Raw genomic sequence first — 12,549 nt, 5'->3', positions numbered from 1 at the left:
TTTGTTTTAGGTTTCGTCTTCGAATTTACGAATTTTGTTTTTGATTTGTTCTGTGGTGGTTTTTAAGTCACCTGATGTTGGTCTTACGTTTGGTTCTTTTGGGTCTTTTTTCTTTCTCGTTCCATATTGATAGATACTAAAAAGTCCAAGAATTCCAATAGCAAACAAAGTAAAGTTGATCCAGGTTCCGTCAGGTTGTGCTAAAATTTTTGGTCCAAATCCATATACGATGGAATCTACCATCCCTTGGTTTCCATTTTCTTGAAACATCACAACAATCGGGTCTTTTAAAACAGAATTTCCAAATCCATTTTCCATTTTAGAAATGATTTCTTTTTCTTTCATCCCATCTTTGATTCGGTTTTCAATAAATGTTTTAAGATAACTTGACGCCGCACACATGTTAAACGAACAAGATTGAATGGGAAGACTTGGCAAACAAATACAACGAATTTGTTCCGTAACTTTTAAAAAAGTTTGGATCTGTGCCTCGTCTTTGAGGTTGGTGGTTGTTTTTTGTGCCAACAGTATGTTAGGAACTAATAAACATAATCCAACAACCAGAATGTAAAATTTGTTTATGGATTGATTCCAAATATTTGTGTGAGACAAAGCGGATTCATTCATCAATTGATTTTTTCTTTGAGTGCAAAACTTCATCCTAACTTACCGTCTTCTTTTTGTTTTCGCCTGCAGGTAATAATAAGAAGATTCCCGATAGAAAATAGAGAAGAGATCCTATCCAAATTAGTTTGACCAGCGGGTTTACCCAAACTTCCAGGTTTGCCACAATTTGTCTTGGGAAGTTGAGGAAAAACTTTAGTTTATCCATCTCTGAACCAGGAGTGAAATAATATTGCATAAACATCAATGGTAGATCTGGGTTTTCTGATTTTAAATCCGAGGTTTCAATTGCCCCAAGTTGGATATAAAAATCTTCTTTGGTCATGGAAAGGATCGCAGGTTCACTAGTAGGAATATGGGTTTCGAAATCCCCTGTTAGGTGGGAAATTTGAGGATAAAACCTACGTTCTGTTGTTAGGTCACCTAGTTTATTTGTACCTCGAAAGATTCCATAAGTTCCTTCTTGAGAGACAATCACGTTTTGGATGTTTGGTTCCCCGCCGAGTCCAGAAATTAACACAGGTTTCAATTTAAGTGTGGAGGCTTCGATTTGGTATCCACCTATCATTGCTTTGTCAATGGATTGGTAAATAATTTCTTCCGATGTCGGTGGTTGCAGTTCATAAAAGAAACGAACTGAAGTATTAATTTTAAAAGCATTACCTGCGTATCCAATAAAAATTAAAACGAGCGCAAAGTGTACTAAGTATCCACCATACCGACGTTTGTTTTTGAGTAACATTCGGTATCCAGCGACAAAAAAGTTTTCGTTTTGAAATTCTTCTCTACGTGCTCGAATTCCTCTGTAATATTCTTGGATGATTCCTGAAATAGTAAATACGCCGATTGCCACTGTCAGCACAGAATATACTTCTGCCAAAACATCGCCATACTTACTATCTGGTTTGGTAAAGTTTTGAGAATAAAAAAGAATGTAAAGTCCCCCACCGACAAGTCCAGCAATTAAGGGTTTGAGAAGAGTGGAAAAGAATACAGCTCCTGCTCCTTTTCTCCATGCGAGAAGTGGGGCAGCCCCCATCAAAAGCAAAAGAAAAATCCCAGCGGGAACTCCCCAAGAATTAAACCAAGGAGCTTTAAATTCTTTTCCATACAAAAGAGGCGAAAAAACACCTAACAAAATAGCTGCGGTAGAAAGGACGAGCAAAAAGTTATTTAAAAGAAAACTTCCTTCCTTGGAAGTAATGGCCTCTAAGTTTCTTTCAGGAGTGAGTTGTTTTCTTCGATACACAACAAAACCTGTAAAAAATAAAAAACTACCTATGATATAAATGATAAAAGGAGTTCCAATGGTTGACTTGGAAAAACTATGAGGGCCTTCGAGTACTCCCGAACGAGTGATCCAAGTTCCAAGCAAACTAAAATGAAAGGCAAGGATCACAAGTAACATATTCCAGAACTTTAACATTCCCCTTCTTTCTTGGATCACAACGGAATGGACAAACGCACTTGTGAGTAACCAAGGCATAAGAGATGCATTTTCGACTGGATCCCAAGCCCAATACCCACCCCAACCTAACTCTTCATAGGCCCACTTGGATCCAAGTAAGATTCCCGTTCCAAGAAAAAACCAGGAGAACAAAGTCCATTTACGAATGAACTTCATCCAATCTTCCGAAAGTTGTCCCGACACAAGAGCAGACATCGCAATGGCAAAAGGAATGGAAATACTCACATAACCAATATATAGAATCGGCGGATGGATGATCATCGCCCAATGTTGTAGGAGGGGATTGAGTCCGCGGCCCGCAGCTGCTTCTGGAACAAATTCACGGAATGGTTGCGCATCTCCATAAAAAACAGCGAGGAAAGAAAAAAATCCAGAAAGAACCGCAAGGATGAGATTCATCATCGGTATTCTATCTTCAATGGACTTACGTGTTTGCCATAAAACAATGAAAGTAAAAACGTTTAGAATTAAATTCCAAAATAACAAACTTCCAGAAGATCCAGACCAAATGGATGTCATTTTATAAAACAACGGTAAGTGCTCGCTTGAGTGCATGACCACATAATAGTTGCTATAGTCTGATCTTACGAGTTGTGTGAGTAAAACCGTAAAGGTTAAGATGATGACAAAGGGATTTGTCATCAGAGCTAGGCGGCCTAGTTCGATGGCCTTTCGTTCTTGTTTATAAATTCCGTAGATGGTTTGTAGGGCGGAAAAAACTAATATGGCAAGAGAGGCAGAGAGAAGGATGGTTCCTAAATTGTTCATTGTTCCTCGGCGTATCCCGCTTCATATTTGGAAGCACATTTGGCTTCTACATGAGTGGCAACAAGAACTCCGTGGTCTAACTTTCCGTCCACGCGAGCTCTAGCACCTTCTTTGAAGGCATCAGGTAAAAGTGTAGCTCCTGTAAATAATACAGGGATAATTTGATCATTTAGTTCCAAATCAAATTTGGCTTTTTTCCCCTCGCGGACAAGACTCCCCACCCGCACAAATCCTCTGACTCGTAGGTTTTGGTCTGAGTATTTGGTTTGGTTGGCTGCTAGTTCCGAAGCATCCAAAAGGAGATAGGATGTTTCCTGAGAGGAAAAATATGCAATCCCGCCAAGAGAAAGCCCGATGAGAAACAAAAGAGTTAAAAACTTACGATTCATAATCCATTCTTTAGACGAATTCCCGTCTTTCCTCTAGCCTCTCTGATTGCAAGTTTCGGTCAAACAAAAAGGTCTTTAAAAAACAAGGGAAATGCATATGTTATAAAAAGGATTTGTAGCGATAAACGAAATATCCCACCCACTCCTTGACCGCTAGAGAGGTTTGGTCTAAAAAACTTGCCGACGGAACGTAAAGTTCAAAGGCACCCGCATTTAGATTGGTGGAACGATAGTCTGTCGGATAGGGAACAAAAGGAATCTTTTGTTTTTCAAAACAACCTGCCGCACGTTTCATATGGAAGGCAGAGGTGATGAGGATTGTTTTTTCTAATTTTTTTTCCTGGAGTAACTTCTTTGTTTCCACAGCATTCTCGTATGTGTTCCGAGACTGGTTTTCCCAAATTAAATCTTTTTCAGGAACCCCTAAATCAATGAATATTTCTTTGGCAAGATCTGCTTCACGATAGGTATCGGCAAAAAGAAGTCCAGATCCACCGGTAAACAAAATCTTTTTTACCTTCCCGGCTTTGTAGATTCGCACAGCATCTGTTAGTCTGTCTGCTGAGTCAGTGAGTTCTGGTCTACCAGGATGAGCTGAGATTGTTTGGATCATTCCACCTAACACGATTGCAACGTCCGATTTGGGAAGGTCGGAAATTTTTACGGGAGGGTAGTCTTTTTCCAAAGTTTGGAGAAGGAAGTTGGAAACATAAACATTGGATGTTAAGTATAAAAATAAAATAATTTGGAAGAGTCGAAACTTCCGGTGGCCTGACTTGGTTTTTAGGAGGACTACCAGAGCCAATAGGAAAAAAAATGGGAGTGGGTAGAGTAGAACTGTCGCAAGTTTGGAAAGAGTAAAAAAGATAGAATCCATTGGTAATAGGATTCGGAAACCTTCAGAATCTTACCAGTCGAATTCCGGACCTAAAAAACCAATCCCACTCCCCCAATACTGTGAAGGGTGTGGATAACGAACAGAAATTCCCAGTGGAGAACGGGAATACTTCCAATCTCGTGCTATCTGTTTTCTCTTTTGGATTTGTTCTTCCGGAATGGACGATTCAACTTTGTGTAGATATTGTTTGGTGACTTCCACCCATTCTTTGATAGCAGCAGGATTTTGTTTTTTTAAATCTTGGATTAAAATTCTTAGTTCGAATTCTGCATCTTCTCTCAGATCTCTCGCAATTTCCGAAACTTCAGCATTGGCACCAAACACGGTTTCGCTTCCCTCCGTGCGGTCCACTGTATCTCGCCATTTCGCATAGGCTATCATCAGATCCTTCGTCTCATCATACCTAAACATAGTAAAAAGAATGATCGTTCTTCTGTAAAAAAACGCAATCGAAAATTCCAAACATACGAAGTTTGTTTTTCGTCTAATCCACGTGAAGTTCCTATCCTTACCTTTCCTCCTTGTTCTTTTAGTTTTATCCTGTTTTGCAGACGCTAACGTTCGCAAATCCCACCACACAAAAAATGGATTCCAAAATCCAAATCCCAACATTCAACCAAAAGGCCTCTCTGATCTTTTTGTTTGGCAATTCCAAAGGTTCCAGTTACCGATTAGTTTGGATCCTGCCGACTACCCACCCTTTCCTGTGGTTGGAAATGATGGAAAGGAGCTAAATGCAAATTTTTCAAAACTTTCGGTGACTTGGATAGGACATGCTACAACTCTTATCCAAATTGACGGAGTGAATATTCTTACAGATCCCATTTGGAGTGAAAGATGTTCTCCCGTTGGTTTTATTGGTCCAAAACGTTATACACCTCCAGGGCTTAAAATCGAAGAATTACCACCCATTGACGTAGTGGTTTTATCGCATAACCACTACGATCATACAGATTTACCTACACTCAAACAATTAGAGGAAAAATTCCATCCTCTCATACTTACCGGTCTTGGTAACAAAAAATTATTGTTAGGTGAAGGAATGAAAAATGTTAGGGAGATGGATTGGTGGGAGGATACAAAATGGAAGGATATTGAAATTACTTTTACACCCACTCAACACTTCAGTGGAAGAGGGCTTTTCGATCGAAACGAATCTCTCTGGGGGAGTTTTCTCATTTCTGGCAAAAAGGAAAAAGTTTACTTTGGAGGAGATACCGGTTATTATACCCATTTCCGAGAAGTGGCGGAACGATTGGGAGAAATTGATGTCGCGATTTTGCCAATCGGTGCCACTGAACCTCGTTGGATGATGGAGGCGGTTCATGTGGATCCAAAAGAAGCGGTCCAAGCTTTTGCGGATCTGAAAGCAAAGTATATGGTCCCAATGCACTACATGACCTTCGTCCTTTCCGATGAAAAACTAGATTCTCCTGTGCCCCGCACCAAAGAAGAGCTCAAACGGTCGGGAATCTCCGAAGAACGATTGGTCCCTTTAAAAATTGGAGAATCTCGGTTTTTTTAGTTCCACGAGGTTTCGATTTCAGGTAAGCTGTCCTAAAAAAATAGGATGGTGAGCATGTTGAAGAAGCTTCTCACAATGATAGTATTCCTAGTTTGTTTGTCTGTGACAACAGCAGGTTTATTTGCTGAGGACCCAACTCCGGTTCAGGCGCAGACAACCACTCAGGAAGAAACAGGACATTCGTCACACGGCGAATCAGTGCATCAGGAACTACCGTATTGGTCGGTATTGCCTTTTGTTGCCATATTACTTTCCATTGCAATCTTACCGGTTGCCTCTCACAAAACTTCTCATTGGTGGGAAGACAATAATAACAAATTGATCCTTGCCGTCGGACTGGGAGCCATTTCTTTTGTGGTTCTTCTCATTTATGGTTACAGCCATAATATTGTGCACACGGTTTTCTTTGATTATATTCCTTTCATCATTTTACTAGGATCTTTGTTTTATATTTCCGGTGGAATTGTGATCAAGGGAGACATTCACGCTACACCACTAAACAACACATTGTATTTGTTAATTGGTGCTGGTCTTGCTTCCTTTATTGGAACTACTGGGGCATCTATGTTACTCATTCGTCCTTTGTTAAAAACAAATAGCGAAAGAAAACATGTGGTTCATACAGTTGTATTTTTTATCTTCCTGGTTTCCAACATTGGTGGATCTTTAACACCACTCGGTGATCCTCCACTATTTCTTGGTTATTTGAAAGGAGTTCCTTTCACTTGGACATTCAAACTTTTACCTGAAATGTTACTCGCAGTAGGTATCTTACTAGTTGTGTATTTTATTTGGGATACCCTTGCTTATAAAAAAGAAACCAAAAAAGATCTTAAAAAAGACGATAAACTCGCCACTCCATTTTCCATTGGCGGTCAAGTGAACTTCATTTGGTTGTTTGGTGTGATTTTGGCAGTTGCTTTTTTAAACAGTAACTACATCCCAGAAATCAACAACACGCCAACTTTAGGATTCGTCCGTGAAGCAGTATTACTTGTACTCATTGGACTTTCTAAGTTTACTTCTAAAGAAGCTGATCGTAAGTTTAACAACTTTACACTTCATCCAATCCAAGAAGTGGCATATCTTTTCATTGGTATTTTTATTACCATGATTCCTGCATTAGTACTTCTCGAAGCACATGGTAAGGAACTGGGAATTACAGAAAACTGGCAATTTTTCTGGGCAACAGGGGCTTTCTCTTCCGTATTAGACAATGCTCCAACTTACCTCACCTTTGGTTCGTTAGCTTCTGGTCTTCTCACTCCAGCAGGTGCTGCGGCTCCTCTCACACTCGGTCAGTTTATTGGAAATGTCCAAGCGGAAGAAATTCTAAAAGCCATTTCCGTGGGTGCTGTCTTTATGGGTGCCAATACCTATATCGGTAATGCTCCTAACTTTATGGTAAAATCTGTTGCAGAAGAAAACAAAGTGAAGATGCCATCTTTCGGTGGATACTTAGCATACTCTATGGGAATTTTAGTTCCTGTATTTATCCTAATTACCTTCGTATTCTTCGTCTAAACTTTTGGACAAACCGGGGAATTTCCCCGGTTTTAAATTATTTTGAATTTATCTTTACTCGAATCTTTATCCCATTCTGGGTCGTTTCCCCATTTATCGAATGTTCGTCTTTTGTTAGCAGAGGAAAGAAAACAATTAGAATCAATTCTTAAGTCATCAGAATATAAATTGATTTATGGAATCCATACAGGATTTGGTCCTCACGCCTTCCGATCCAACGAAGATATGGAAAAAATCCAAAAGTCTTTGATTTATCATTTAACAGTTGAACCTGTTTTTTCTCTAGAAGGAATTCCATTCTCAAATTTAACTCATAAAGAAGCAAGAGCTGTCCTTGCGGCAAGGATTCATTGTTTATCACTTGGTGGATCAGGGATTCGTTTTGAAACATTAGAACTATTGAATACACTGTTGGAAATGGATTGTATTCCTGTTTTACCGGAAAGGGGTTCTCTTTCAGCCTCTGGAGATTTGATCCCTTTAAGTTATATTCCATTGGCTTTACTTGGTGAGTCTGGGTTTACTGGCAGAGGTAAAGACTTAGGGCCAAGTCGTTGGAATGGTGGGGTTACTCAAATTCCTGGTTTCCCTTGGACACCCCAGGCAAAAGAAGCAATCTCTCTTACTAACGGAACTAGTTTTACAACTGCTCTCCTTGGGCTACAAGTCCTTGAATTTCGAAACATTCTGTCTTTTTCCTTAGAACTTTTGCAGTATCTTTTTAGTTTTCATTCTGTATTCTCTGACGCCTTCCATCCGGCCTATCATAACCACAAACAATTTGATGGACCAAAAGAAATTGTTCGTATTCTTTATCCGATTGTTTCCAAGAACTCCAAAGAGAAACAAGAGGGAAATAGAATCCAAGATATATATTCCATTCGATGTATCCCGCAAATTCTAGGTTCTCTTCTAGATGAAGTCATTTCTGTTGCAAAAATCGTAGAACAAGAGTTAAATTCTCTTTCGGATAATCCAGTTTTGATTAAATCAGAGAATTCTGAAGTTCGCTTTGCAGAAGGCGGAGGGTTTTATGCAGCCCAAGTCAGTTTTGCTGCAGATCGATTGCAGAATGTGATGGCAGTTTGGTTTACTTGGGTGGATCGTTTTTTGAATTATCTATATGAACCAAAAGAAAATGGTGAATTCCCTTTGATGTTATCTGAAAAACCGGGGACATTTGCAGGTCTTTCTGGATTAGGTCTTATGTCGACTCATCTTACAGCTGAAGTGAGGAGAGATAGTATGCCTGGGTCAGTACAATCTCTTTCTACTAATGGTAATAACCAAGACATTGTTCCGATGGGCGCTATATCAGTTTTAAGGAATCGCAGAACAGTTGCTAGCGGTTATAGGTTGTTGTCCATTTTAGCATTTTCCGTTTACCAGTCTTCCAGGTTTGCCAAAAAAAAGGATTTGGTTCCAAGAAAAGATTTGTTTATCGGCATTGAAACAATGGCAGAAGATAGAAGTCTGGATTTTGATATCCAGACTCTAGAGGAGAGATTCAGAAATTCTATTTCTTCTCTTGTAAAGATTCCAATCGGTTGAGACCAAACCCAAGCACAAGTCCAAGAACAAGGGCTGCGAGTGGAATCTGAGTTTCAGCAAAGTCTTTTGGCAAAACATTCTTTGCTGTTGCAATTTGAATGTCTCGTTTTACTTCGCCCGATCTACCTACAATAGTCTGACCATTTGCATAATCTTTGAAAGGCCAAAGGATAAAGAAAGATCCAAGGATCAGACCAAGTAGGAAAGTCATTGTGTGTGACTTATATTTTACAAATAACCATTTTACAAAGTGAGTAAAAATTAGAAGACCCAGTAAACATCCAATTGCAAAAGCTCCGAGGAAAACAATAGAACTTGGTTCGAGGATTGTAGAAAGTTTCCCAATTACAATTTGGTATTCACCGAGTACGAGCATGATGTAAGAACCGGAGATACCTGGTAAAATCATCGCAGAAATGGCAATCGCTCCAGTCAGAAAAGCAATCAGCGGATTTTCAGAACCAGTCGTATCGCCCATAAAAAAACTTGGGACGATGGTGAGAAGGATTCCGGGGATGAGGAATAACCAAACAAAGAAACTATGTTTTTCAATCAGTTTGTATGGAACTGCAAGTGAGGGGATGATGAGTCCAATGAAAAGTGCAAGTGTAGCTTGGGGGTGGTTTTGAAGTAAAAACTGGATGAGTTTTGCTCCAGAGATAACTGATAACAATAAACCAATTCCCAAAAACACGAGGAACCAAAAATCAATCCGTTTCATTTCTTCGGCGAAACGTTTTCGTACATCTTCTTTCCAAAACCCAAATACCAAAGCTAACGATGTTTTGATGGTATCTAAGTTTAGAGATGTGATGGCTGTGATCAACCTATCATAAAGCCCAAGGATGAGTGCAAAAGTCCCTCCTGAAACACCGGGAATTAGGTTGGCAATCCCGATGAGAAAGCCATTGAGAAGGCAGAATAAAATTTCTTTTTTCGATAGAGGCATAAAGGAGAGGATGGGAGTCCAAAGACTTTATGCAAGGTTTTTTCTAGGTACAAAAAACCAAAGGATTCCATAACTTGCTACAGAATATAGAAAAACGACCAGGAGGATCATGATGTTTGGAACCAGATAGGTTTTTAAGACAAAATGGATACAAACAACGGTGAAATTTAAAATGGAAAAAATGCAGAGAGATCCAATTTTTCCTAACTTAGTTTCTGTGATTCTTTGATAAAGATGTTCTCTATGAGCAGAAAATAAATGTTTCTTTTGGAAAAATCGTTTGGTTAGAATAAAAACTCCATCCAACCAAAAGTATGGAAAAAGATAAAAATAATGAGAGGCATCCCATACTGATGAATTTGAATTCCCCCATTTCCCAACAAACAAAGGTAAGGTCATCACAAAAAAGCCTAAGGCTAATGACCCACTATCTCCCATAAATAGTTTGGCTCTTGGAAAATTATAAAAGATAAATCCAAACATAGAAACAAACAAAATTGTATAAAAATGATAACCAGAATTCCCGATTCCAAAAAACTGAGGAGCTATTGTCACCAAAGAGAAGAAGGACAAGGAGAGAGTCGTGACTAAATACCAGTCCATTCCATCCATAAAGTTTACAAGGTTTACTGCAAACACAAGGAAGATGGTAAGAATGATTACTTGCACTGGTTTGGGAATCGTAATCATTCCAAAATAAGTGACCTCTGGGTTTGTCCAAATTAAAAACACGGCCACCACGCTTAGTTCCAGGAACAAACGAAGTTTGGGACTGAGATGATACAAATCATCAACAAATCCTAAAATACAAAATATGAATACTCCAGCTAACAAAAGGTAGATGTCAAATGTTTGCGAGAAGTTCTCTTTGGGAGAAAGTAAAAACCCATCTTCGGGGTAAAAAACGAGAAACAGGGATGTGAGAAGGAAAAGTGGGATGAAAAACATCCCTCCCGATTTTTTTGTGACCACGTCGTGGAGGCTACGTTCGTTTGGCACATCTTTGACTCCAAAGCGGGAATAAACATAGAATGTATGCAAAATCAGGCTAATAATCGCAAGAATGGCAATCGTAAGCGGTAAAAAAGTGACCATTTTCGCAAAGTTTATCGCTACCGGGTCTTTTGGCAGTTTTTTATTGCAAAATTCCGTCCCTCTTCGATGTTTAATTTATGTTTCAGGGCGTTTATACAGCGGTCATCACCCCCTTCCGCCAGGGGAAAATCGATTATGATAGTTATTTTAAAATCCTAGAAAACCAGATTCGGTCAGGCGTGGCTGGTGTGGTTCCTTGTGGGACAACGGGGGAATCTCCCACACTTTCTTATGAAGAACATAAGGAACTCATTCAAAAGACAGTCAAAGTTGTGGCTGGGAAAATCCAAGTCATCGCAGGGACGGGTTCCAATTCTACTAAAGAAGCGATTGAGCTTACGGAGTCTGCCTGCGCAGACGGAGTGGACGGAATCCTTACGGTAAACCCATACTACAATAAACCCACACAAGAGGGAATGTTTCGTCATTTTACAGAAATTGCCAATGTATCCTCCAAACCAGTGATGTTGTACAATATCCCTGGACGAACGAATGTAAATTTACTACCCGAAACGGTAGCAAGACTTTCAACCCATCCAAAAATTGCAGCCATCAAAGAAGCAACTGGCGATTTAGGACAGATGGCCAAGGTCATTGCTGCAACACCACCTGACTTTGATTTGTTGTCTGGTGATGACAACCTAACGCTTCCCGTTTTATCCATCGGAGGGAAGGGGGTTGTTTCCGTAGTCTCTAATCTTTTTCCACGCGCCTGCGTGGATATGGTGTCTCTCTACTTACGAGGAGACTTAGAAGCATCCAAAAAGATTTATTACAAACTTCTTCCTGTGTTCATTAATGCCTTTATTGAAACCAATCCTATCCCCATCAAAGCAGCAATGAGTTGGTTTGGATATTGCGAAAATGAACTTCGTCTTCCGATGACTTCTTTATCTGAAGGATCAGCAGCCGATGCGTTTAAAAAAACTGTATTCCAATTAAAAGAGGAAGGCATTGTCTAAAATCAAAGTTGGTGTCATCGGTGCCGGTGGGAGGATGGGAAAGGCCATCATCCAAGTCCTTTCTCTTTCCAAAAAATCAGAGTTAAGCGCTGCGGTTGTGAGAGAAGGGGCCGTGTATGCAGGATTTGATTCTGGAAACCATGCCGGTATCAAAGAAACGGGAATTTTACTTTCCACCGATTTACAAAAAGCATGTGAGTCGTCGGATGTCCTCATTGATTTTAGTACGCACACCGGGTTTGAAACCATTTTAAATGCTGTATTAGCCAATAAAAAACCTTTGGTGATCGGAACTACTGGACTTACTGATTCCGATAAAGCTCTCATTCAATCGGCTGCAACCTCGATTCCCATTGTGTTTTCACCAAATATGTCAGTGGGTGTGAATCTTTTATTTAAACTCACTGAGATCGCTGCGAAAGTGTTAGATGAAGATTTTGATGTAGAAGTTTTGGATATCCATCACCGTCATAAAAAAGATGCTCCCTCTGGAACGGCCATGTATCTGAAAGAAGTGCTATTGAATGCTACAAAACGTTCGGAAGAAAATGTAATTTATGGTCGTCATGGAATGTACTCAGAGAGAGACCAAAAAGAAATCGCCATGCATACAATGCGTGCCGGTGAAGTGGTAGGCGAACACACCGTATATTTTTTGAGTTCAGAAGAGCGAATTGAAATCACCCATAAGGCACAAGACCGTAAAACATTTGCTACTGGTGCGGTAAAAGCTGCGGAATTTTTACACGGAAAATCAAAAGGCCTTTATAATATGTTTGATGTTTTAGGAATATAA

12 protein-coding genes are annotated in these 12,549 nt (G+C 39.7%); 5 read left to right on the top strand and 7 right to left on the bottom strand.

The genetic code is table 11. From position 1 onward, the window contains the following. Positions 1 to 6: 6 nt before the first annotated feature. The 5 genes from CLV96_RS07455 to CLV96_RS07435 form a co-directional block, all read right to left on the bottom strand. Positions 7 to 660: a cytochrome c-type biogenesis protein CcmH gene (locus CLV96_RS07455; RefSeq protein ID WP_004785878.1), complete on the bottom strand. Its 654-nt coding sequence runs from the start codon at positions 658 to 660 to the stop codon at positions 7 to 9. 1 nt (position 661) lies between these two features. Further along, positions 662 to 2,860, bottom strand: a complete 2,199-nt coding sequence (locus CLV96_RS07450) for a heme lyase CcmF/NrfE family subunit (protein ID WP_004786741.1) — start codon at positions 2,858 to 2,860, stop codon at positions 662 to 664. Then, entirely contained in the window at positions 2,857 to 3,249 is a 393-nt protein-coding gene (locus CLV96_RS07445) for a cytochrome c maturation protein CcmE domain-containing protein (RefSeq protein ID WP_004786637.1), read from the bottom strand. Before CLV96_RS07445 ends, CLV96_RS07450 begins: the two co-directional genes overlap by 4 nt. A gap of 100 nt (positions 3,250 to 3,349) precedes the next feature. Then, a complete protein-coding gene (locus CLV96_RS07440) occupies positions 3,350 to 4,126 on the bottom strand; it encodes a YdcF family protein (RefSeq protein WP_004787582.1) in 777 nt (258 codons plus the stop codon). Between the two features lie 30 nt (positions 4,127 to 4,156). Further along, entirely contained in the window at positions 4,157 to 4,558 is a 402-nt protein-coding gene (locus tag CLV96_RS07435; protein WP_035982951.1) for a hypothetical protein, read from the bottom strand. A gap of 82 nt (positions 4,559 to 4,640) precedes the next feature. Between CLV96_RS07435 and CLV96_RS07430 the strand changes: the two genes are divergently transcribed. Genes CLV96_RS07430 through CLV96_RS07420 form a run of 3 tightly spaced genes read left to right on the top strand, consistent with a single transcriptional unit; the run spans position 4,641 to position 8,747 of the window. Further along, positions 4,641 to 5,672: an MBL fold metallo-hydrolase gene (locus CLV96_RS07430; protein WP_004786682.1), complete on the top strand. Its 1,032-nt coding sequence runs from the start codon at positions 4,641 to 4,643 to the stop codon at positions 5,670 to 5,672. A 54-nt stretch (positions 5,673 to 5,726) separates the two neighbouring features. Continuing rightward, positions 5,727 to 7,196: a sodium:proton antiporter gene (locus CLV96_RS07425; RefSeq protein WP_020775822.1), complete on the top strand. Its 1,470-nt coding sequence runs from the start codon at positions 5,727 to 5,729 to the stop codon at positions 7,194 to 7,196. A 42-nt stretch (positions 7,197 to 7,238) separates the two neighbouring features. Then, positions 7,239 to 8,747, top strand: a complete 1,509-nt coding sequence (locus CLV96_RS07420; RefSeq protein ID WP_004785120.1) for an aromatic amino acid ammonia-lyase — start codon at positions 7,239 to 7,241, stop codon at positions 8,745 to 8,747. Here the strand turns inward: CLV96_RS07420 and CLV96_RS07415 are convergent. Together CLV96_RS07415 and CLV96_RS07410 are read right to left on the bottom strand one after the other, a co-directional pair. Further along, a complete protein-coding gene (locus tag CLV96_RS07415; RefSeq protein WP_004785114.1) occupies positions 8,713 to 9,696 on the bottom strand; it encodes a DUF368 domain-containing protein in 984 nt (327 codons plus the stop codon). The genes CLV96_RS07420 and CLV96_RS07415 overlap by 35 nt on opposite strands. A 27-nt stretch (positions 9,697 to 9,723) precedes the next feature. Beyond that, positions 9,724 to 10,791 carry an MraY family glycosyltransferase gene (locus CLV96_RS07410; RefSeq protein ID WP_040917268.1) on the bottom strand — a complete coding sequence of 356 codons (1,068 nt, stop codon included), beginning with the start codon at positions 10,789 to 10,791 and terminating at the stop codon, positions 9,724 to 9,726. A gap of 77 nt (positions 10,792 to 10,868) precedes the next feature. On the opposite strand from CLV96_RS07410, the gene dapA reads away from it, so the two are divergent. Continuing rightward, positions 10,869 to 11,753, top strand: coding sequence for a 4-hydroxy-tetrahydrodipicolinate synthase (gene dapA / locus CLV96_RS07405; protein WP_020775756.1), 885 nt, complete (start codon positions 10,869 to 10,871; stop codon positions 11,751 to 11,753). Continuing rightward, positions 11,746 to 12,549: a 4-hydroxy-tetrahydrodipicolinate reductase gene (gene dapB, locus CLV96_RS07400; RefSeq protein ID WP_020775902.1), complete on the top strand. Its 804-nt coding sequence runs from the start codon at positions 11,746 to 11,748 to the stop codon at positions 12,547 to 12,549. Before dapA ends, dapB begins: the two co-directional genes overlap by 8 nt.

It is taken from the genome of Leptospira meyeri, assembly GCF_004368965.1.
GTDB classification, from domain to species: Bacteria; Spirochaetota; Leptospiria; order Leptospirales; family Leptospiraceae; genus Leptospira_A; species Leptospira_A meyeri.
This window is presented reverse-complemented; position numbering and strand designations above follow the sequence as displayed.